Source organism: Rhodoferax sp. MLSD5-FHT05B10, from assembly GCF_058793415.1.
The window spans coordinates 487,445-507,206 of record NZ_JBXAFT010000001.1 but is presented as its reverse complement, the minus strand read 5'-3'; the positions used below and the strand labels follow the sequence as shown (position 1 = coordinate 507,206).

At 63.4% G+C, this 19,762-nt stretch carries 20 protein-coding genes; 8 read left to right on the top strand and 12 right to left on the bottom strand.

The annotated features are described in order from the left end of the window. Positions 1-339 precede the first annotated feature (339 nt). The 8 genes from AC1Q5W_RS02425 to AC1Q5W_RS02390 all read right to left on the bottom strand — a co-directional run bounded on the left by AC1Q5W_RS02425 (position 340) and on the right by AC1Q5W_RS02390 (position 5,351). A complete protein-coding gene (locus AC1Q5W_RS02425) occupies positions 340-936 on the bottom strand; it encodes a S26 family signal peptidase (RefSeq protein WP_113931812.1) in 597 nt (198 codons plus the stop codon). Then, entirely contained in the window at positions 933-1,466 is a 534-nt protein-coding gene (locus AC1Q5W_RS02420; RefSeq protein WP_113931813.1) for a DUF2840 domain-containing protein, read from the bottom strand. The genes AC1Q5W_RS02425 and AC1Q5W_RS02420 overlap by 4 nt, the downstream gene beginning before the upstream one ends. After that, on the bottom strand, positions 1,463-1,747 hold the full coding sequence (locus AC1Q5W_RS02415) for a hypothetical protein (RefSeq protein ID WP_031346928.1): 285 nt from the start codon (positions 1,745-1,747) through the stop codon (positions 1,463-1,465). Before AC1Q5W_RS02415 ends, AC1Q5W_RS02420 begins: the two co-directional genes overlap by 4 nt. After that, the gene (gene parA / locus AC1Q5W_RS02410) at positions 1,744-2,382 is read right to left on the bottom strand and encodes a ParA family partition ATPase (RefSeq protein ID WP_073665910.1); all 639 of its coding nucleotides are present in this window, start codon (positions 2,380-2,382) and stop codon (positions 1,744-1,746) included. Before parA ends, AC1Q5W_RS02415 begins: the two co-directional genes overlap by 4 nt. 289 nt (positions 2,383-2,671) lie before the next feature. Further along, positions 2,672-3,529 carry a replication initiator protein A gene (locus AC1Q5W_RS02405; RefSeq protein WP_043566978.1) on the bottom strand — a complete coding sequence of 286 codons (858 nt, stop codon included), beginning with the start codon at positions 3,527-3,529 and terminating at the stop codon, positions 2,672-2,674. Between the two features lie 26 nt (positions 3,530-3,555). After that, a complete protein-coding gene (locus AC1Q5W_RS02400; RefSeq protein ID WP_003107109.1) occupies positions 3,556-3,837 on the bottom strand; it encodes a helix-turn-helix transcriptional regulator in 282 nt (93 codons plus the stop codon). 84 nt (positions 3,838-3,921) lie between these two features. Then, positions 3,922-4,692, bottom strand: coding sequence for a DUF2285 domain-containing protein (locus AC1Q5W_RS02395; protein WP_021249534.1), 771 nt, complete (start codon positions 4,690-4,692; stop codon positions 3,922-3,924). A gap of 308 nt (positions 4,693-5,000) precedes the next feature. Then, positions 5,001-5,351: a DUF2958 domain-containing protein gene (locus tag AC1Q5W_RS02390; RefSeq protein WP_031346926.1), complete on the bottom strand. Its 351-nt coding sequence runs from the start codon at positions 5,349-5,351 to the stop codon at positions 5,001-5,003. A gap of 240 nt (positions 5,352-5,591) precedes the next feature. Here AC1Q5W_RS02390 and AC1Q5W_RS02385 point away from each other — a divergent pair, with 240 nt between their 5' ends. Further along, positions 5,592-5,897 carry a helix-turn-helix domain-containing protein gene (locus AC1Q5W_RS02385; RefSeq protein WP_023127565.1) on the top strand — a complete coding sequence of 102 codons (306 nt, stop codon included), beginning with the start codon at positions 5,592-5,594 and terminating at the stop codon, positions 5,895-5,897. 63 nt (positions 5,898-5,960) lie between these two features. On the opposite strand, the gene AC1Q5W_RS02380 is transcribed toward AC1Q5W_RS02385, so the two are convergent. Next, the gene (locus AC1Q5W_RS02380) at positions 5,961-6,275 is read right to left on the bottom strand and encodes a DUF736 domain-containing protein (RefSeq protein WP_021249531.1); all 315 of its coding nucleotides are present in this window, start codon (positions 6,273-6,275) and stop codon (positions 5,961-5,963) included. An 816-nt stretch (positions 6,276-7,091) separates the two neighbouring features. Here AC1Q5W_RS02380 and AC1Q5W_RS02375 point away from each other — a divergent pair. Beyond that, entirely contained in the window at positions 7,092-7,610 is a 519-nt protein-coding gene (locus AC1Q5W_RS02375; protein ID WP_031346923.1) for a GNAT family N-acetyltransferase, read from the top strand. A 194-nt stretch (positions 7,611-7,804) separates the two neighbouring features. Here AC1Q5W_RS02375 and AC1Q5W_RS02370 read toward each other — a convergent pair whose 3' ends face one another. Both AC1Q5W_RS02370 and AC1Q5W_RS02365 read right to left on the bottom strand, forming a co-directional pair. Then, positions 7,805-9,865: a ParB/RepB/Spo0J family partition protein gene (locus AC1Q5W_RS02370; RefSeq protein WP_315225414.1), complete on the bottom strand. Its 2,061-nt coding sequence runs from the start codon at positions 9,863-9,865 to the stop codon at positions 7,805-7,807. Between the two features lie 79 nt (positions 9,866-9,944). After that, complete coding sequence (locus AC1Q5W_RS02365) at positions 9,945-10,769, bottom strand: DUF932 domain-containing protein (RefSeq protein ID WP_315225413.1); 825 nt, start codon at positions 10,767-10,769, stop codon at positions 9,945-9,947. Positions 10,770-11,395: 626 nt separating this feature from the next. On the opposite strand from AC1Q5W_RS02365, the gene AC1Q5W_RS02360 reads away from it, so the two are divergent. Further along, positions 11,396-12,205, top strand: a complete 810-nt coding sequence (locus AC1Q5W_RS02360) for a hypothetical protein (RefSeq protein WP_315225412.1) — start codon at positions 11,396-11,398, stop codon at positions 12,203-12,205. Positions 12,206-12,391: 186 nt separating this feature from the next. Here AC1Q5W_RS02360 and radC read toward each other — a convergent pair whose 3' ends face one another. Next, the gene (radC, locus tag AC1Q5W_RS02355; protein WP_315225411.1) at positions 12,392-12,898 is read right to left on the bottom strand and encodes a RadC family protein; all 507 of its coding nucleotides are present in this window, start codon (positions 12,896-12,898) and stop codon (positions 12,392-12,394) included. Between the two features lie 544 nt (positions 12,899-13,442). Between radC and AC1Q5W_RS02350 the strand changes: the two genes are divergently transcribed. The 5 genes from AC1Q5W_RS02350 to AC1Q5W_RS02330 all read left to right on the top strand — a co-directional run bounded on the left by AC1Q5W_RS02350 (position 13,443) and on the right by AC1Q5W_RS02330 (position 19,754). Beyond that, on the top strand, positions 13,443-14,666 hold the full coding sequence (locus AC1Q5W_RS02350) for an ABC-three component system protein (protein WP_315225409.1): 1,224 nt from the start codon (positions 13,443-13,445) through the stop codon (positions 14,664-14,666). Continuing rightward, a complete protein-coding gene (locus AC1Q5W_RS02345; protein ID WP_315225408.1) occupies positions 14,663-15,151 on the top strand; it encodes a three component ABC system middle component in 489 nt (162 codons plus the stop codon). The genes AC1Q5W_RS02350 and AC1Q5W_RS02345 overlap by 4 nt, the downstream gene beginning before the upstream one ends. Then, positions 15,148-17,109 (top strand): DUF3732 domain-containing protein, encoded by a 1,962-nt coding sequence (locus AC1Q5W_RS02340; RefSeq protein ID WP_315225407.1) that lies wholly within the window; start codon positions 15,148-15,150, stop codon positions 17,107-17,109. The genes AC1Q5W_RS02345 and AC1Q5W_RS02340 overlap by 4 nt, the downstream gene beginning before the upstream one ends. Before the next feature lie 195 nt (positions 17,110-17,304). Beyond that, positions 17,305-18,417: a TIR domain-containing protein gene (locus tag AC1Q5W_RS02335; RefSeq protein WP_315225405.1), complete on the top strand. Its 1,113-nt coding sequence runs from the start codon at positions 17,305-17,307 to the stop codon at positions 18,415-18,417. Continuing rightward, positions 18,417-19,754: a hypothetical protein gene (locus tag AC1Q5W_RS02330; RefSeq protein ID WP_492646103.1), complete on the top strand. Its 1,338-nt coding sequence runs from the start codon at positions 18,417-18,419 to the stop codon at positions 19,752-19,754. Before AC1Q5W_RS02335 ends, AC1Q5W_RS02330 begins: the two co-directional genes overlap by 1 nt. Positions 19,755-19,762: the final 8 nt, after the last annotated feature.

Sequence of the window (19,762 nt, the reverse complement as noted above, 5' to 3'; positions counted from 1 at the left end):
ACCATGTGCAGACTGGCTTTCGACGCGGCCCGGTGCCGCGTCTTTTTGTCTTGCCTTCCGCCTTTGCCCCTCGCTGGCGCTCCGGGCAGCGGCGGCCCGGCGGCGCTGCTGCGCGAGCAGCCAGCGCGCCGGCGAACGCGGACACGGCCGCAGGCCGGGCGCGTTCGAGGCAAGACGCCTGCACGTTGGACGGCTGCGCCGAAGGCAACGCGAAGTGCGGTGCCCAATGCGTAGGATTGGCACCCGCACTGCACGCGCGACGACACGGCGACGAACAGCAGAACGACACGCCCGATGGCACGATGAGATGCACGGCGACGTGCAGCGAATCGACGGCCTTCATGGGCGGGATTCCAGCCAGACCGGATGCGCGACGCCGATCACGGCGGATGCGCTGACCGGCCCGAAATACCGGCTGTCGAACGACGCCGGGTTGGTCACACTCAAGAGGAACAGTTCGCCAGGTTCGAGGCGGCGGCATTGCTGCCAGGATGGCAGCGACCGACCCCAGCGGTCAGCAGGCAGCACGGCGGCCGAAGGCACGCCGTCGATGCGGACAACGCGGTCAGTGATACACACCTCCTGCGGCGCGACGGCGCCCACGCGCTTGAGCAGGGGCACGCGCGCCGGCAGGTAGCCGCGCTGCGCGGCCAGCGCAGCGGCATCTGGCGGCAGCGTGGTCAGGACGATGCTGTCCACAGACAAAGGACGTGGCAGCGAGCCGGTGCCGTGGCCCAGCGGATCGACGCGATACCAGCCGACCGCCACGCTGTCGGACGGGTTGTAGATCAGGCGCGGCAGCGGATGCACGAAGGACGCCCAGGCCAGCGCAGCGAGGCCGCAAGCGGACAGGCCCGCCAGCACGATGCGAGCGCGCAAACGTGCGCGGGGCGAGCGAGGACGCGGCGCGGTGCCGGCAGTCGAAACGGCGGTCATGGCAGCGCCCTCCCGATGAGCCATGCGGCGTGCCGCTCGGCGGTGTATTCGGGCAGCGGCAAGCGCGCAGCGAGCCGGTTGGCGAGCGTGCGCCAGTACACGGGCGAGGCACCGATAGGCGCGATGCCCAGCGCCTCGATGGCGTCGATGCGCTCCAGCACGGCGCGCACCTGATTCTCGCCCTCGGCGTGCAGCAGCAGGCGCGCGCCCGGCTGCACGCCGGAAATGCGCTGCGCCGCATCGAGCGGCGTGCAAGCCTGCATCACCATGAGCTGCCAGCGAATCGTGCCGTAGTCGTTGGCCTGCCAGCGGATGCGGCAGAACATAGCGCCCGGCTGGAACACCGCGCAGCGCCGCCAGCGGTCGAGCTGGTGCGTGCGCGCAGGTTCACCGAAGCGCAGGTAGAGCTTGAAGCGCGGTTCGATGTAGGCCAGTGCCACGCGCGTCAGCGGCGCGCTGGCAGGCTGGCCGGAAGGTGCTTCGAGCGCAGCCGTAGCCGCGCCAGCGGCAGGCGAAGCGGATGCGGTCATGGTGCGTTCTCCCTGCGATGCTCTGGAAACTCACGCTCCAGCAGGCCGCGCAGCAGATCGGCCACGGTCACGCCCTGCGTGAAGGCCGACACCTTGATGCGCGCGCGCAGCGCGGGCGTGATGTCGAGGGTCAGGCGGGCGGTGTAGAGGTCGCCCTTGTTGAGCGCATCGACGTCGCCTTGGCGAATCCACGCCTCGGCGTGCGGATTCGCGGGCGGACGCGCGCCGATGCCGACGCGCTTTGCCGTGCTTCTGCTGTTCGGTGGCGGCTTCTCGGTCATGTCGGCCACCGCAGCAGTTCGTCCACCAGGGCGGTGATTTCCCGCGCGGCGGCGCTGTCCGGCGCCGTCTCGCGTGCAAGCCGGCCAGCGGCCACGCTGTCGGCGAACACGATGCGTTGATGCACTTCAGAGCGCAGCGCAGGAAGCGGTTGGTCGGCCAGCGCCTGGCGCGCTTCGCGCCCGATGACGGTGGTACTGATGCGCCGATTGATGATGAAGGCCGCACGCAGCGCAGGCCGAAACACCTGCGCTTCGCGGATCAGCGCCACCATCTCGGCGCTGGCCCACAGGTCGTAGGGGCTGGGTTGCACGGGGATCAGCACGCGCTCGGCCGCCAGTAGCGCGGAGCGCGCCAGTGCCGCGATGCGTGGCGGGCCGTCGATGACGACGTGATCGGCCCGCCTGGCGAGCTCTGGTGCTTCCTGATGCAGCGTTTCGCGTGCCAGGCCCACGGCGCTGAACAACCTTGGCAAACCCTGCTGGCTTCTGCGTTGCGTCCAGTCCAGCGATGAACCCTGCGGGTCGGCGTCCAGCAGGACGACGTGCTGGCCGCGCATCGCAAGCTCGCCGGCGATGTGCGTGGCGAGCGTGGTCTTGCCCACGCCGCCTTTCTGGTTGAGCAGAGCGACGATCATGACGAGGCCCTCCATGCTGGAAAGCCTTGCTTTGATCGGTCTGCAAAACCTGTCGGCTGCCGGCTGGTATTGCCTGCCGTTTGTGGCCGCGTGGTGGTTATCCACCGCAGCGGCGTTTCCCTACTAAAAGTTAGAGAATTTAAGTTAGGGAAGTTAGAGGGGCGCGAAACCCAATGCTGGCGCGGGTTTGCGGCCGATCGGCACGCCTGATAGCACGATAGTCCCACGCCTGATAGCACGATACCCCGCACGCCTGATAGCACGACACCATTCACAAGTTTTCCCGGAGTTATCCCCGTGCCGTATGCGGCACGGGTCGGAACGTCAGCAGCTCCATGCCGCTGTCCGGCATCCGCTCGATGCCCAGGACGTAGCCGGGCAGCGACTGCCGCGCGACCAGCGCGCGCAGGTCGCAGGCGAAGTCGTAGGGCTTCGCAGTGCTGCCGGATTTCTGGTGCAGGTAGCGAAAGTCGAACTGCCAGCCGTATGCTTGCTTGCCGCCGTGCTTGCGCACCAGGCGGTACAGCCACCGCTCGATGCCGCCGGTCAGCCGGAAGTACGCCGGGTCGATGGTCAGCACCAAGGCGGCGTCGAGCACGCCCGCATAGAACCAGTCCGGCAGGATCAGCTCGATGCCCAGCGGCGTGCCGCGAGCATCGGCCAGTTCCTTCCATTCGTTGATCCACGAGAAACGGTGCAGGCGCCGCCCGGTCGTCTCGCGGATGGACGTGGCCACCGTAGTCGATTGCAGCCGGTCGAGCGCGGCCTTGAGGCGCTGGTAGTCGCGCAGCGACTTGCCGCGCCCGATGTAGCGCAGGATCTCGTAAGGCGTGGCGCGCATCAGCCGCGACGGCCGCAGGCCCGCGTCCTTCGCTTCCACGATCTGCGAGGCCGCCCATATCAGCACGTCCGCATCCCAAATCGTGGCGATGCCGTGCTCGGCTGTTCCCTCCACGCGGATCGTCACGTTGCCCGCACGGAAGTCGATGGGCCTGACCCGCTTGGACTTGCCGAGCGAGAAGAACGGATAGGCCATCAAGTCCTGGCTGTCGCGCGGCGCCATGTCGCCGGGCAAGGCGCGGAACAGGTCGAGCTGTTCGCGCTCCTGCAACGGCCGCTGCCGGGGCGGCAGCGCAGTGCTGGACATGGCGATGGCCTGCCGCGCGCCGCCGATCAGCGCGCACGACTGTCGGCCGAGTGGTGCTCGGCGTATTCGGGATCGGAAGTCGTCTCGAAACTGCGGTCGGCAGCCCAGGCATCGAGGTCGGCCACGGCGTACATGACGCGACGGCCGAACTTGCGAAAGCGCGGGCCGCCGCCGATCACGCGCTGCTTTTCCAGCGTGCGCGGCGACAGGCGCAGGTACTCGGCGGCTTCGTCGTTGGTGAGATAGCGTTGGGGCTGCGCAGCAGCGGTCGAGACAGTGGCGGCAGGCCGCAAGGGAGCGGGACGCATGGTGTGAACCTCCATCGGTTGAAAACGCCGGCTGCACCAGCGCAACCGGGATGGAGGCAGTCTCAGAAAACGAAGCTCTCCTGCTCAGGGTCGTTTTTCTTGGTCTTCAAAACGACCCTTCTCAAGCGGCGGAAGCTGTGCTAGGTGGCGGTAGCCGCCGCGCATCAGCGCATCGCCGCGACGCACTAGGCGGCGCACCTTGGAGCGCAGCCCGCCATCGCTGTACCAATCGGCTGCGGCATCCACGCCGAACAGTCCTTCCGCGACTTCACGCAAGGACGCGCCCGCCAGGGTCGCGTCGAGCGCCTGCAAGCTGTGCAGTTCCAGCAGCGCGGTAGGTGTTGGCCTGGGTTTGGCATCGGCCAGAGCGGCGCCGGGCACCTGTCCGCGTGCAGGCGCGGCAGCGCCGCCGCGATAGGCATAGGCGACAGCCATGCCGTCCTCCAGGCCGGCCGCGAGCGCGAAGCGCAGGCAGTGGCCTGGGCTGCGCGCGATTAGCGCCAGCCCTTTGCCGTCATGCAGCAGTTGCTTGTGGCCGGGGATACGCCAGAACGCGAACGTCGCCGCGTCCAGCGGCGGATCGGCATCGGGGTAGAGCTGCACCACGGCGGCATGGCCGGGCAGCCAGGCCGGATGCGCGTCGCGCGCATCCAGGGCCGGGTCTTCCAGCAGGCGCAAGCCCCAGTGATGCGCCGCCTGCTGGGCTGCTTGTGGCCGACGATGACGGCGCAGCCAGTCGAGCCGGTAGTCGGGATGCCGGCGCAGGTATTCCCAGGCAAGCGCAAGGCCGTCCAGATGCAGCACGTACAGATACGCGGCAGTCGGATACCAAGGCTCGGCGCTGTGATCGACCATGACGCCTCCTCCTGCGAACAGGACTCGCCACCACGGAAGAACTACGCGCTACATCGCCATCGTCAAAAGGTCATGGGTCAAAAAGGTGGATCGGGTTGTCAAGACCGATTGGCTCCGATGCGTTGCGGTATTCGTCTCAATGCTGCGGCGACAGCGCCCCGAGTTGGAGTGCTGCACAGGCCAGCCTGCCGCAGCCCGTGCCAGCCATCATGTCTATTTGGATCAGACTGGTGGGGCTACGCCGCAAGAATGCCGATTGAGACCTGCCCGGCATGACATCAGACTGAAAAAGTCACAGTAGGCTGTGTTCAGTCCGGGATGGCGCCGTCACGCTCGGCCGCGCGGGTGTACTCCGACAGCGTGCGCGTGGGACGGAAATAGAGGTCGCGCATCACGGGCTGCTGGCGCGGCCCAACGATGCCGGCCAGCTCGGACAGCTTGACGGTGCCCTGTGCCGGCATCCCGATCCCCAGGTCGATGAGGCCCCAGGCCGTGTCGCCATCGGCCGGATCGAGTGCGGCCAGCAGCCAGGTCACGTGCGCGTCCGGGGTGAACAGCCGCACCACGGGCACCGGGTCGATGGCCCGGCCAGCGGCGCGGGCCTCGCCGTTGGCGAGCAATTGCGCGCGCTCCGGGGCGGTGGCGAATGGCTGGGGCATGGTCGGCAATCCCACAAATCCAATGATGCACGAATGCGGTTTCACGTCGAAGCGCAGAACCACGAAACCGGATTTGCGCCTTCGTGCGCAAGCACGGATGCGGTTCTATGGCTTTGCCGGAATCCGCCGATACGGATTTCCGTAGAGGCACAAAAACGGAGAGCACCAAATGAACACTATAGATTGTAGCCCTATAGGGCGCAATGGGATGTCATCTTGGTTTTTGAGAGGAAACCATAGGTGGCGGCTGGGAACTCATTGGCGAAGGCGTTGAAGACAGTCAGAAAGGCGCGTGGCTTGAGCCAGGAAGCCTTCTCTGACGTGTCCAGCCGCACCTATATGAGTACCCTCGAACGCGACCTGAAAAGCCCCACCTTGAACAAGCTGGCCGAGCTGTGCGAGGTGATGGAGATCCATCCGCTCACGCTGCTGACGCTGGCCTACGCGGGCGACAGCCCGCGCAAGGCCGACGAGCTGCTGGCGCAGGTGCGCCAAGAGCTGGAGGCGGTGTTGAGCGAACGCGACGCGGCGGAGCCGCGCGCGTGATGCGGTGATGTGCTGCTATTAGCAGCACAGCGCCCCGCCGCGATGGGCGGGGCGCTGCGGCGGTCACGCCGCTTGGGGCTTGCTGCGCGACCAGATCAGGTCGTGCGTGCCGTCCTCACCTTCGATCAGGCGGGCATAGACCGCTGCCGGGAACGAAGGGTCATCGAGGGTCACGGACAGGTACTCGCGCCCAGCCTCGCTGGTCTTCTTCCACGCCGCGCCGATGTCGTGGCTGGCGGCCTGGAGGCGGAAATCGGGGGCGTTCTCGCTGCTGCCCTTGTCGTTGGGAACCAGCTTGACCTTGACGTTGAGCGTCAGGGTGCGAAGCGTGCCGGTGAAGCCGTCTTTGTCGGTGGTGAAGGTGCCGATGTTGGCCATGATGTTTTCTCCTTTCGGTTGAACAAGGTTCGCGCCCATCGCGTCCTTGTTGTGATCCGGCCGGCGGGGGACGGGCTGGCTGCACCGCTTGCGGTCGCAACGCAGTGGAGAGCCGGGAGGCGAAAAGAATTTGGCCCGCGAGGAATGCGCGCAGCGCAGGGGAAATTGTTTTCGCCGGACGGTTGCAGCCATGAAGCCCGAGGCGCAGCCGCGCCACCGCCAGGATTCACAACGAGACAAGGACGCCTTGGGCCGGACCGCTCCGAAAGGAGATGGGGCCGGCTCGGCATCCCCGCACGAAGGCTTCTCCGGCTCGCCCACTGACGCGGGCCAGGTCAACCACCCGACGACAGGCGAGAACGCCCCCGCCGCACCTTGCGGCGCCGCTCTTGAGGCGTGGCGTGGAAGCTCCATAGCGATGCCGGGCGGGTTGTCCGTGAACCGTCCTTCGTGACGTGATGGGCAGGAACCGCCAGCGTTGAGGACGGCACGCACCTGCACAACCTGCCGCAGCGAGCGCCAGCGTGTTCGCCAGCGCCCCGCCCATCGCGGCGGGGCGCTGGCCGGGCCGATCCGGCGCAGCCGGTTCGGCGTCATCGAGGGGCGCCAAGCATCGCGCGGCGGGGATAGCCCGCAGGACTTTCCCCTGGAGGCAAGCGAAGCGCGCAGCGCCGCAGGCGCGAAGGCGTGAGGGATTGAAGCCGAATGGCCGTGACGGCAAAGGCGGCACGGGGCGCAGCCCGAAAGCCCGGCGGCGCAGTGCGCCGACACGCCCAGGCTGTTCTATATTTTCAGGAAGCAATCGAAGACAAGCCCATGACCCTCCAGCTCCGACACGAAACCCCGGACGACATTGCCGCCATCGAGGCCGTGACCATCGCCGCGTTCGCTGATGCACCACACACCAGCCACACCGAGCAATTCATCGTGCGCGCCTTGCGTGCCGCCAACGAACTGACGCTTTCCATCGTGGCCGAAGAACATGGGCGCGTCGTCGGTCACGTCGCGCTGTCGCCAGTAACGATCACCCATGAGCACGGGCGAAAGACCGAGGGCTGGTATGGGTTGGGGCCGATCTCCGTCCTGCTGCCAAGGCAGGGGCAAGGCATCGGTTCGCGCCTGATGGAACAGGCGCTGTCTGAACTGCGGGCTATGCAGGCCGCAGGCTGCGTGCTGCTGGGCGATCCAACGTACTACACGCGCTTTGGCTTCCAGGCCCATGCGGGCTTGCAACTGCCGGGCGTGCTGCCCGGCTATTTCATGGCGCTGGCCCTGCATGGGACAGTGCCGGAAGGCATCGCGCACTACAGCGATGCCTTCAACGCCGCCGCCTGAGCCAGCGCGAAGGCGGCGGCGTTTTAATTCGGCTATTGGGCCTTGAACACCGGGCGCGGCCACTGTCGCACCCGGATTTCGCGTCCACCGCGCCCAGGGCGCGGTGCTGATCGCGGTTATTCCTTCGTCTCGGTGCGCCACCACACAAAGCGAAGCGCCCCGGTCGAGGCCGGGGCGCTTGCCTTCAGCGCGGGTCAAGCGGCCAGCGCCTCGGCGGGTTCATCCGCCATTGCTTCGGCATCCTCCGGGGCTTCCTGCTCCGAGCTTTCCTCCTGCGCGGCATCCTGCGGGCTTGCGGCCTTGAAGATAGCGGGCATCCAGCCCGTGCCATCGGCCAGCCGCTCGGCCTCGCTGGCAATGTCGGCCTTCTTGAGTTTCGCCAGCCGGGTGACGGATTCCGGTGCAAACGCGCCCACGGCATCCAGAATCACAGCCTTGGAAACGTGCTTGAAGTAGCCTTCTGCGGTCGGCTTCCACCATGCGGCCATGTCGAGGCCCACGGCCTGCGCCAGTTCCTCGCCGGGCTGGTGCGGCGTGGCACGGGGCGTCACCACGTCCACCGTGGAAGCCACGCACACGGCCAGCAGCCGCACCAGTTCGTCTTGCGACTTCGCCAGCAGCGCGGCGAACAGTTCGGCGCTGTCCTCCGGCAAGGCTTCGCCGGCTACCTGTTGCAGTTCGCGCAGCGCCACGGCGGCAGGCGATTCCGGCCAGTCCGGGGCCATGCCTTCCAGCCGGTCTTGCGCCGTGAGGCGCACGCCCAGCGGCAGGTCGTGGCCGTAGTGGCTGTCCTGCAAGACGGTCTGCACCATGCCATGCACCAGCGCGGCGAGCGCGACGTGCGGATGCCGGGCGACTTCGATTAGCAACGCGGCGGTGCGGTGCGCGCTCAACCGCTGCGCCAGCCGGTCGGACAGGCTCGCGGCCTTGGGCTGCTCGGCGTCCTCGCTGTCGTCGTCGTTCCCGGCTTCGCCTTCCGCGCTGCCGAAACCCTGCCGCAAGCGTTCCAGCGTGCGCAGTGCCTTCGCTTCGGCTTCGCGCAACAGCCCGCGATGAATCACGGCTGCTCCCTCGCGGTCGAGCGTGACGATGGCACCGGCCACGGCGCGCACGTCCGGGGCGTAGCCCTGCAAGGCATCCTCCACGGCTTGCAGTTCCCCGGCGACCTGTTCGCGGCGCGGTTCCAGCGCCTCGGTCTTGTCCTCGTCCCCGGCGTCGTAGGCTTCTTCCAGTTCGGCGTCGATCTTGTCGAGGCGGTTTTGCAGCGAGGTAATGCGCCGGGCTTCGCGGGCGGTCGGTTCGCGGCGCTGGCGCGGCGCGTTCTGGAACGCCTGCCGCTCGGCGTAGCTTACGTGCGGCACGGCTTCCACCCACGCCCAACCCTCGGCGCGCACGTCCTCGGCATGCGCGTCCAGCTTGCCGCGCACCAGCGTTTCCAGCAGTGCGGCGTCGGTCAGGTAGGTTCCGGCATCGCCTTCGGCGAACAGATCGCGCCGGATGCCACCGCTTGCCGCCGTGTACATGTCCAACCCGACAAAGCGCACCAGCGGATGCGTGGCGTCGATTTCACGCTCAGTCAGGCGCTCGCGCAGCGCGGATGCGCCTCGCTGCCACTCGGGCGCACCGTAGAACGCGGCTTCCTGCGCGGCGTGGTCGTCGGTGATGGTCAGGGCCATCAACTGTTCCAGCGTCACCGCGCCCGGATCGCCGCTGCGGTAGTCCGCCAGCAGACGCGGCGAGACGTTGGCCAGCTTCAAGCGGCGCTGCACCACGAGCGGAGACACGCCGAAGTCGGCGGCAATGTCCTCCACCGGACGGCCCTCCTTGACCAGTGCGGCGAACGCCTCGAACTGGTCGGCGGGGTGCATGTTCTCGCGCAACAGGTTCTCGGCCAAGCTCACGGTACGCGCCGAAGCATCGGGCACAAGCAGGCACGGTACTTCGTAGTCGATGGCGATGCGCTTCTTCTTCGCCAGCAGCTTCAAGGCGGTCAGTCGGCGGTCGCCCGCCACCACTTCGTATTGCTCGCCATCGGCAGCGAGGATGACAACGAGGTTCTGCAGCAGGCCGACGCGGGAAATGCTCGCGGCCAGTTCGGGGATGGACAGGCGCGGAGTCGTGCGCGCGTTGCGCTTGGAGCGGCGCGGCAGCAATTGCGAGAGCGGAACCAAAATCAGGTTCTTGGTCGGGTCGGCCACTTCCAGCGGGGCGGCAGTTTCGATGGCGGTGGTTTCAGTTTGGGTAACGGCGTTCATGGTGATAACTCCAATCAGTTGAGGGATGCAGCAGCGAGAGAAGCGGCAAGGGCGGCTGCCTGCCCCTGCCGCGTGGGGTTCAGGCTTTCAACTGGCGCAGGCCGTCGGCCAGCAGCCACAGGGCGCGATTCAGGCGGATGCCGTTGTCAATGCCCTGCACAGGTCGGGTGGTCTGGCGGCGACCGTTCGCGGTGCGGGCGGACAGTCCGCCTTTGACGAGGTTTTCCTGCGTGCGGTTGAACACGCTCCACAGGTCGCGGCGTCTGTCGTCCGTGCGGCGCGGCATCAGGATTTGGCTTTCCGTGATGGGCGCGGGCTTGTCCTCGTCGTACTTCAACGCCAGCGCGGCGCGGGCGAACACTTCCGATTCACCCGTGTCGAGTGCGATGGCCTGCATGGCGTCGCGGGATTCCTGCGCCCGGTCGAAGCCGTGCAGGACTTCGTAAGCGCCTTCGATAACATGCGCGGCCACGTCGCCCTTGTGGGGTATGCGCACGTCCGCCACGGTGTCGCCGCAGACCAGGCCGTTTTGGCACACGAAGCGGAACATTCCAGCGAGCATCTGATAGCTGCTGGTGCCGTCATGCGAGTTCAGCAGAATGATTTCGTTGGCCTCACGGCCGTTGATCTGGCTGGCATGGCGCAGCCGGATCATGTGTTTGGTGTAGTCGCGGCGGTCGTCGTTGCGCACGCGGGTCTGGCACACCATGAAAGGCTCGAAGCCTTCCCCGCGCAGTTCTTGCAGCACGGTGGCGGTGGGGATGTAGCTGTAACGGTCCGATCGGCTTTCGTGCGGGGCGCCCGCAAAGATGGACGGAGCCACGGCGCGGATTTGGTCATCCGACAAAGGACGTTCCGAGCGCAGCACCGGCGAACGGGAAGCGAAGCGGGAAGCAAGTTGCATGGTCTTTCTCCTGACAAAGTTGGCTGTTGAAGAAACCGCACACCGGATTCCTAGATTCGGAGCCCAGCCTTTCGGCTGTTCGGTGCGGTCGGCACGAAGAACCCGGTTGGCCTCGTTGCCACCGTCTTTCCTGAGTTCATCGCCCGCGACGGAAGGGAGCCCGCGGACGGGGGCCGTCAAGGAGGCAAGCGCAGGGTTGGTGCGGCCCGCAGGCGCAGCCGAGGACACGGCCCTGCGCGCCTTGACGGCACACGGACGCGGGCTACAGTCGCGGACAAGGTGATGAGGTCAGGGAAGACGGCCTGGACAGGCAACGGCCATCCCTTTGTGCCGACCGCACGCAAGCGAAGCGCGCAGGCCCGAAGCTGGAAGCCGGGCCGAAGGCGTCAGCCGAGCGGAGCGAGGGAACGATGGAAGCCCGAAGGGGGCGAGACGCCAGGACCGCAGGGCAGGGTGGCTCGATGCGCAGCACGACAGCGCGCCCGGCCGCCTTCTTGGCCGGGGACGTCCAGACTTAGGTCGGTATCCGGATACCTGAGCATCCGTTCGATGACGCGCACTGGGGTACCGACAGAAGTGGCTTGGTCAAATACGCTACCAGCCATGTTCACTATCAAAGACAGGCCATGAGCGCACCCCAATCCGATAATCCGAAGCAGATCTGCGAAAACATCCTCATCGAGGGGAAGCGCTACAACGTCGAGCACCGCATCCTGCCCAGTGAAAATGCCGTTGCCGATCGACTGCTTGCTCGTGGCATCGAGCTGACTGAGGCCTATGAGGAACTGCACGGCAAGCTCCACACACATCCGCATGCGCTGCAGGTCTTTCTAGGGCTTGTCCTGAGCACCGCCGCCTTCTGGAGCCCGGAGAAGATCGCGCAGGCGCGTACCGCACGAGGCGATCTCGGCAACGTCAACCAGCAGATTGCGAGGAAGGCGGCAGAACTGGCTGGTCTGCTGCAGCAGCGCTCGGATCTGCACAACACCTCCGGCTTCAGCACCGACACCCACTACCACGTGTGCGATGTGATCGAGGCGGCGGCCAAGCGCAACTACCTTTTCACGTCGTACGTTCAGGAGCGTCTCGATGACCTTCACGGTCAGTTCGATCTGAAGTATTGGCCATCGCTGAGCGACTTCCTGCAAGAGCTGGCCTCCGATGCCGAGGATGCAGTCGCGGAAGCCACAGACCCCTTGACTGCGGCCGCCACCGTGGCCTCGCGCCCGTCCCGCGCCGATTTCATCAAGGCGCTGCTCGCAGCCATCGACGAGAACAGGGGGCGCAACCACGGCCAACTGCCCAACGATTTCAAGGTCACCGACAACACGCTCGCTACCTTGGCGAGCTGTGTGTTGGACCTGGGCCCCGACGAGCTGGTCGATGGCCCTTACGTCAAGCGGCTCCGTCAGCGTGAGCGCGACGGAGCCAAGTAGTCACCGACGGGGCGCTTCGGTGACTTCGTTTCGGGCCGATCAGGCGCAGCCTGTTCGGCGGCTTTCAGGGGCGCCAAGCAACGCGCGGCGGGGATGGGCTGCCGGCCAATCCTCTGGATGCATGCCCGAAAACCGGAGACCGACACACAGGGCACAGCAAAAAAAAGGGGGCAAAGCCCCCATGCATCAGATCAGGCCCCTCTCAGCGAACGATGTCGTGTCGTTGCCCGCCACAATGATGTGGTCCAGAACGCGCACGTCCACCAGCGCAAGTGCCTCCTTGAGGCGCTTGGTCAGCAGTTCGTCGGCCCGCGAAGGCTCTGGGTTCCCGCTCGGATGGTTGTGGCTAATGATCATGGCCGCCGCGTTGTGCTGCATGGCCAGCTTCACCACCTCGCGTGGATAAACTGCCGCCTGGTCGATCGTGCCCTGGAACAGTTCGACGTACTCGATCAGGCAATGCTTGGTATCCATCAGCATCACGGCAAACACTTCGCGCTCGTAGCCCGAGAGCTTGGCCTTCAGATAGTCCTTGACCTCGCTCGGCGACGTGAACGAGGCGCCGCGTCTAGTCTTCTGGTCGATGATTTGTCGTGCGGCTTCCAAGATCTGGTCGGCCGTCGCCATGAGGTAACGCCCCTGGTCGTCACGCACCAGCAGGGAAGAATCGAGTGACAAAGAAAGTTGCGACATGATCGTGCTCCAGTTGCTCGGGCGGAATTGCCCGGAACCGGCTGCAGCACGGCGCAGCGTAAGCAGTCAGGGGTCGAAGACGGCCACGGCCGCAAGTGCCAAAGGCGCGAAGCCCTTGACGGCGAGAACGCCGTGATACGGTGAAAGGTTCAGCAAGACCGTCCACCCACCTCCAGCAAATCACGGATGGGCAAGCGCAGCGCGCAGGCCCGCCAGGGCCGGAGGCGTCAGGGATCAAAGCCGGACGGCCGCGACTCGGCACGAGGCGCGGGGCGCGGGGCAACGCCCGCGAGCCCGACGGCGCGCCGCGCCTGACGTTCAGATCGGCTCTCTCGGACTCTGTGCCGAGCTAATGCGCCTGGGGATCGAAAATCTTTTTGTTACTATTCTTCGGGGCCTAGTCACGGAGCCGTCTGGGGACGAGGCTAGTGAGGAACAGCATTGAGACCTCACGGAGCGTCGATGGGCTGTGGCGCTAGCTTGCCCTTGGAGCAAACGCCACCGGCAGTTCAATGGACAGAAAAATCTACATGGGGACTTGAGTATGGCCGAGGCTTCTGCCGATCAATACGCCGCAGGCGAGCAAGGCTTGGGGTACATCTATCAGCCTCGTTTCGGTCTGCTGAAGCTTTTGCAACTGCCAGAGAGCACGTCGATCCTGATTGAAAAGGACGATGACCTTGACTTCATCGACAAGGATGGTGTCAAGACCCTGGCCTCTCTCAAGCACAAAGGGGTCGGCGATCGCCTGACGGACTTATCCACGGATTTCTGGAAGTCGGTCCGAATCTGGCTGGCCCGCTACAACCGCGATGGACGCAGCGAAGCCAGCCTTCGCTTCTTTCTGTTTTCGACAGGCACGGTTTCAAGCACGTCTTTCTTGCGGCGTTTCCTGTTGGAAGCGCCTACGGCAAACGACGAGGCCACGTCGTTGGCACAAATCGCGTCCGATGTCCTTGCCAAGACCGAATCGAAACTCATCACTCCAATCGGCGAAGAGTTTCACAAGCTCAACGACGACGAGAAAGAAGATTTTCTCTCGCGCATCGTGATCTTTGATGGCGGACCTCGCATCGAGGATGTGCCGTCAATCATCAAAGACCAGCACATGCGCAGCATCCAGCGTGACAACCGAGATGCCATCTTTGAGCGACTCGAAGGTTGGTGGAATGACACCATCGTCAATTTGCTGGTCGGGAAACGCACCGAGCCAATCTTCGGCTACGAGGTCTCAGACAAGCTTTCCGCGTTTGCCGAGGAGTACAAGTCAGACAACCTCCCGATCACATTCAGAGGGAAGGTGCCGGCTGGAGAAATCGATGCAGACAACGATCCACGGCTTTTCGTTGTGCAACTGCGAGAAATTGGCGTTGCCTCCAACCGCATCCGCAACGCCATCTTGGATTACTACCGGGCTTTCGAGCAGCGTTCTTCCTGGGCTCGCGAGAGCCTCCTGATTTCGGGGGAAATGGAAGAGTACGAAGACCGCCTTGTCGATGAATGGAGCCGCTATCGGGACGTGGTATTCGAAGAGCTCGATGAAGAAAGCGCCGATGCGGTTCTTCTGGACGCAGGAAAAGCACTCTATCGCTGGGTTGACCTGGAGACCGGTAACAGCAGCACGCTTCGCATCAGGGAGCGCGTGACCGAGCCCTACGTGGTCCGTGGCGGATTTCACATTCTTGCCAACAGCCGGCCAATTCCAAGGGTCTATTGGCACCCTCGGTTCCTTGATCGTGTCGGCCAGGTGTTGGGGGCTGCGAAATGAAACGATGGGATCAACGGCCATTCGAAGTAAGAAATCTTTTCAATCCCGCCTTCTGTGGCCTCGTGTTGTTCAGGGCATTGCTGGGCTATGAGGAAGAAAACCCGGATGGCATGCCGTTTTCTCTCGCGCTGCTCGTGCTGCCATTGTGTCTGCAGAAAGACGCGCGTCAAGTGATCGCGGGAAACTCTCGCAGCTATCTGCTGAAGATCGTGGAGAAGAATCCTCAGCTACTGGTTGGCTTCGCCGAGCGGACCAGGGACATGTTGCCGTTCGCACTGGAGGCCTTCGGCTTGCTGATGGAGCGGGGATGTTTTGACGTATCGCAGGATGGTCGGTTGAAGACCGTATCGGGCCGGGTTCGAAAGTCGGTGACAGGGACTGACGAATCGGTTTCCTGCCAGCGTGTGGCACGCATCGTTGGAAAAGAATTTGCCCGCATCGCAGACCGCGTGACGGTGTACACGACCTTTGGAATACGCCCATGAAGATCAAGTCGATTCATATCTACAGCCACGACGGCCAGCGTCGGGATCTTCAGTTCAAGGTGGATGGCCTGAACGTCATCACCGGACGCTCCTCCACCGGAAAATCAGCACTCTCTGAGATTGTTGAATACTGCATGGGGCGCTCGACCTTCAATGTCCCCGAAGGCATCATTCGCGACAAAGTGGCTTGGTTCGCTGTGATCTATCAGTTTCCCCAGGAACAGGTCATGATCGCGAAGCCCACGCCAACTGCAGGGGGGACGAGTTGCAGCACCGCCATGCAACGACGGGGAAGTCAGCTGGCAGTCCCGGACTTCAAGGATCTGGTGGTCAATACCGATGACGATGCGGTGGTTGTACTGCTGTCACGGTTACTCGGTATTCCGGAAAATCGAACCGATGTCGCGATTGAGCACAGCCGAGAGAGCTATGACGCGAACGTCAAACACACCTACTACTACCTGTTCCAGAAACAAGGCATTGTCGCCAATAAGGATCAGCTCTTCTATCGTCAGAATGAAGGGTTTCAGCCGCAGGCAATCCGCGACACATTGCCGATCCTTCTTGGCATTTCTTCCAGCGATCGGTACGAATTGGAAGTCAAGCTGCGCGCTGCCCAGCGAGAAATGAAGCTCAACTCCAAGCTACTGGAGCAAGCTCGCGACGCCATAGACACGTCCCAACAAAAGGGCATCGGTCTTTTTTCGGAGGCCAAGACGGTCGGCATCATTGGGCTGGAGAACCAACAGGCTGGGGCTGATGGTGTGATCGACGCCTTGCGTACTGCTTTGGAGTGGAAGCCAGCCTCGGTTCCCGAGGACGACGGCCACCGGATATCTCGGCTCGAAGAAGAGATCGGCCAGCTACGCAAGGATCGACGCGAGGTTCAGTCCAAGATTGATGCCGCCCGCCAGTTTTCGAAGCAGGCCGGCGGTTTTGAGAGCGAGGCGCTGGAACAGAAAGATCGGCTCGCTTCCATCAAGGCTCTTCCCAAGAATCCTGAGACGGGTGAATGGCAATGGCCATTCTGCGAAGCGAATCTGGCTTTGGAGTCTCCTGTTGCGAAAATGCTCCTCAACGAACTGACGACGCTCGACGAGGAGATGAGCATCGTGGCCGGACAACGCCCCAAGCTGGAGGCTTACTTGGCCGAACAGGATGACAAGGTGCGAGAAGTCGTAGACGCGATCAAGAGCAAGGAAGCGGAGCTTTCTGCGGCGATCGCTGCAAATGAAGTGATTGCTCAAATGGGGACGCGCAACAATGCGGCTGCACGGGTCGTAGGTCGCGTGAGCTTGTTTCTAGAGAATATTGTCCCCAATGCAGAACTCGTCTCGCGCGAGGCAGAGCAACGCCGTTTGAAGTTCAAGGTTGAGGAGTTGGAGAAGAGGGTCGGTGCCGACGACAGCCATGATCGACTGATCTCCATCTTGAACAACATCTCGGCGCAGGTGTCGCGTTACATACAGACCTTCGAAGCGGAGTTCAGCGCATTCCCTGCGCGGCTTGATCTCAACCATCTCACCGTCGTGTTTGATCGTCCAGATCGTCCGGTACCGATGAGTCGAACTGGCGGCGGTGAGAATCATCTGGCGTATCACCTTTCGGCATTGTTGGCTCTGCATCTTTTCGCCGCGAAGAACAACTGCCCGATTCCTCAGTTTCTGCTCATTGACCAGCCTACCCAGGTTTATTTCCCGTCGGAGAAGATCTACCAGGAGGCAGACGGATCTGTTCAGAAAACGGAAGCTGACGCCGATCTAGCGGCGGTGCGCCGATTATTCGAACTGTTGTTGAAGTTCACGCAGGATGATGTCCCGGGCTTTCAGCTCATCGTGACCGAACATGCGAACCTTCGCGATCAATGGTTCCAGGATGCATTGGTTGAGCAGCCTTGGACCAAGCCTCCGGCGTTGGTGCCGGAAGACTGGCCTTTGCTGCCGCGGTCGTCATCCTGACCAAGAGAGCAAAAGAAGCATGAGCAGCAAGATCCCGAACTCTGCCATTGGTGCCGCCTCTTCCGTTCTCGCGGCGTACTCCTACAGCCATTCAATGCTGAACTCTCTGTTCATAGAGTGCGGTGTGCCGGGAGGCGCGCCCGAGGGAAACTGCGAAATGGGAGTATCCGGATCAAGATCGGGAGGAATTGACAGATGAAAAGGGTGTTAACCGTCGGGTTGAACTATACGGACGATGTAATTGAGGGGGTGGAGATCGATAACCTCGGACTCTGCCAGCCGGAAGTAGACCGTGAACAGGCGGCCTATCCTCTCTACGAATATGACACGATCATTATCAATCCGGAGAGCTACACACACTTCCTATTCGGTAAGGCGGGCGAGTTCTCGAACGAGATTCACGAGCTTGGCAAGCTGAAGGGGCAAAACGAACGCTACGACGTTGACTCCGCCTTCGATGGCGAAGACCGGCGCAAGGAGATGGAGGCGGCGATCGCGGGTGGCGCGACAGTAGTCTGGTGCCTGTCGGAGCCGAAGCGTGTGAACTTCTTCGGCTATCGTGAGACCCATCTCGGATACGTGGCGCCGCCGGTGGCAAGGCTTGTGAAGCGCTCGGAGCTTATCGTGAAGAAGGGGCGCAGGGTGGGTCCGATGGATCCGGATAGCCCCTTCACACGCTATTTCGAGGTGCTGTCACGAACGGGCGGCTGGGCCCTGTGCCTGACCGATCCCGGCGAGGGCTATACCTCGATCGCGGCGACACCGGAAGGCTACAGCTTGGGTGGCCAGGTCACGCTCGGGACCATGACGGGCTGGCTACTGACCCCGCCGACGTCACAGGAAGCCCAGAACCAACTCGTTCGCGACAGCTTGGCGCTGGAGAAGGCCAATCCAGCGCATGAGAAATATCATGGCATTTTCCTGAGCCACACCGGCGTCGATAAGCCTTTCGTGCGCCAATTGCGCAAGGATCTCCTCGCCCATGGCGTTGAGCGGGTTTGGTTGGACGAGGCCGAAATCGAAATCGGTGACTCGCTCATCGCCAAGATTGAAGAGGGCATAAAGCTCAGCCGCTACATCGCCGTCGTTCTGTCGAGTAAGTCGATCGACGCCCCTTGGGTGAAGAAGGAACTCGACGTGGCGATGAACCGCGAGATCGCCAGCGGTGAGGTGGTCGTACTGCCACTGCTCTATGAGGAGTGCCAACTGCCGGAGTTCCTGAAGGGCAAGCTATACGCGGACTTCTCGAAGCCGGAGAACTATGAAGCGGTACTCGGCAAGCTTTTGCGCCGGCTCCGGATCGCTTGATGAGCGAGGCTGCGACCCGTCCGAGCGAAGCGATGATCTCCGCGATGACGGACCTTTGGCGACTGCGCCCGCCAGGGCCTGACAACGTCCTTGCGCATCCGGCCTTCGAGCGGCTGCGCGAAGTTTGCCGAGACGGCTATCCGAACGCTGGCAAGAAGGGGCCGGCTTTTGCGCTCTCAACCGCATTGAGGGCCTTGGGGCTCCCATGTGAACTGCGAGAAGATATCGCCTATCTCGCCTTGCCAATAGAGGAGGCGGCGAACGGCCTCGATGTAGCGCTGCGCGCCACTCACGCCAGACGCATTCACCTTGCGCCGCTTGATCTGGCTGCCGACCTACCGTCGATAACTTTTGGCCCGGCGAAAGTGGGCCGGCTGACCGCGGGCGATCTGCGAACACTGGTCGATGAAAGCAGGCTGAAGCGGCTCTATCCGCACCAGAACTTCGACGCGGAGCGTTTTTCACAGTTCCACTGGCTGGTAGTCGAGGAGACGGTCGTGCTTGAGCAGGAGCCTGAGGCTCGTTCTGTCCCGGTACTGTTCATGGATCTGAGCCAAGACTTGGGGCGGATCGAACCGCACAAGGGACGATTTCCAGGAGTTGTCGAGGAGGCGCTGTTCTTTCTGTTGCTGGCGTCGTGGGAAAGCTGGTCGACGATGACCGAAGTCGATTGGCGTGGGTTTCGCGTCCCGTGGGTCTACACGGTCGACAGCGACATATTCGTCCGCCTCAATGCGCCACCATCTCCAGATACGCTGAGTTGGGAAGATCGGGTCTACGACGACGGCCATGGCGGTACCTATGAGGAGGAGCGGCCCATTGAGCTGCCCCTGGAAGATGTGGCTGCAACCGAGTTGCCGGTCTGGGACAACCGTCGTTGGGCAATCATCGAGGAGGCGAAGCAATCGGTTCTCTTCGAAACACCAATCGCTCACTTCCTAGTCCGCGCATTCCTGGCCGAGGGCGTCGACGAGTTTCTTGCGCACATTACTACGATTGAAGCGGCGTTGGGCCTTCGCGCTGACTATCAAAAGAGCTTCCGGGTCGCGCCCGATCGCCACAACGGAATGCGCGCCACGAACAAGATGCGAGGCCGCGTCGCCGGACTTCTCGGCGACCGCCGTTACGCCGATCAATATGAGCGGCTATTCGACGTGCGAAGTGCCTTCCTGCACGGCCGCGCCATGGCAGCCATTTCGACGAAAGAACGAGTGATGGCTCGTTCTCTGGCTCGGGCAGTCGTGGAAGCGCTGATCCTTGCAACCCAAAGGAGCCCAATTTGCTCCCGCGAAGATTTCCTCGATGGACTCCTCGACACGGGCAAATTGCTAATTTGAAGAAGAGG

Excerpts from the sequence above, each read along its gene's own strand:
- AC1Q5W_RS02425 (WP_113931812.1), bottom strand. The coding sequence starts at position 936 with ATGACCGCCGTTTCGACTGCCGGCACCGCGCCGCGTCCTCGCTCGCCC.
- AC1Q5W_RS02420 (WP_113931813.1), bottom strand. The coding sequence starts at position 1,466 with ATGACCGCATCCGCTTCGCCTGCCGCTGGCGCGGCTACGGCTGCGCTC.
- AC1Q5W_RS02415 (WP_031346928.1), bottom strand. The coding sequence starts at position 1,747 with ATGACCGAGAAGCCGCCACCGAACAGCAGAAGCACGGCAAAGCGCGTC.
- parA (WP_073665910.1), bottom strand. The coding sequence starts at position 2,382 with ATGATCGTCGCTCTGCTCAACCAGAAAGGCGGCGTGGGCAAGACCACG.
- AC1Q5W_RS02405 (WP_043566978.1), bottom strand. The coding sequence starts at position 3,529 with ATGTCCAGCACTGCGCTGCCGCCCCGGCAGCGGCCGTTGCAGGAGCGC.
- AC1Q5W_RS02400 (WP_003107109.1), bottom strand. The coding sequence starts at position 3,837 with ATGCGTCCCGCTCCCTTGCGGCCTGCCGCCACTGTCTCGACCGCTGCT.
- AC1Q5W_RS02395 (WP_021249534.1), bottom strand. The coding sequence starts at position 4,692 with ATGGTCGATCACAGCGCCGAGCCTTGGTATCCGACTGCCGCGTATCTG.
- AC1Q5W_RS02390 (WP_031346926.1), bottom strand. The coding sequence starts at position 5,351 with ATGCCCCAGCCATTCGCCACCGCCCCGGAGCGCGCGCAATTGCTCGCC.
- AC1Q5W_RS02380 (WP_021249531.1), bottom strand. The coding sequence starts at position 6,275 with ATGGCCAACATCGGCACCTTCACCACCGACAAAGACGGCTTCACCGGC.
- AC1Q5W_RS02375 (WP_031346923.1), top strand. The coding sequence starts at position 7,092 with ATGACCCTCCAGCTCCGACACGAAACCCCGGACGACATTGCCGCCATC.
- AC1Q5W_RS02370 (WP_315225414.1), bottom strand. The coding sequence starts at position 9,865 with ATGAACGCCGTTACCCAAACTGAAACCACCGCCATCGAAACTGCCGCC.
- AC1Q5W_RS02365 (WP_315225413.1), bottom strand. The coding sequence starts at position 10,769 with ATGCAACTTGCTTCCCGCTTCGCTTCCCGTTCGCCGGTGCTGCGCTCG.
- AC1Q5W_RS02360 (WP_315225412.1), top strand. The coding sequence starts at position 11,396 with ATGAGCGCACCCCAATCCGATAATCCGAAGCAGATCTGCGAAAACATC.
- radC (WP_315225411.1), bottom strand. The coding sequence starts at position 12,898 with ATGTCGCAACTTTCTTTGTCACTCGATTCTTCCCTGCTGGTGCGTGAC.
- AC1Q5W_RS02350 (WP_315225409.1), top strand. The coding sequence starts at position 13,443 with ATGGCCGAGGCTTCTGCCGATCAATACGCCGCAGGCGAGCAAGGCTTG.
- AC1Q5W_RS02345 (WP_315225408.1), top strand. The coding sequence starts at position 14,663 with ATGAAACGATGGGATCAACGGCCATTCGAAGTAAGAAATCTTTTCAAT.
- AC1Q5W_RS02340 (WP_315225407.1), top strand. The coding sequence starts at position 15,148 with ATGAAGATCAAGTCGATTCATATCTACAGCCACGACGGCCAGCGTCGG.
- AC1Q5W_RS02335 (WP_315225405.1), top strand. The coding sequence starts at position 17,305 with ATGAAAAGGGTGTTAACCGTCGGGTTGAACTATACGGACGATGTAATT.
- AC1Q5W_RS02330 (WP_492646103.1), top strand. The coding sequence starts at position 18,417 with ATGAGCGAGGCTGCGACCCGTCCGAGCGAAGCGATGATCTCCGCGATG.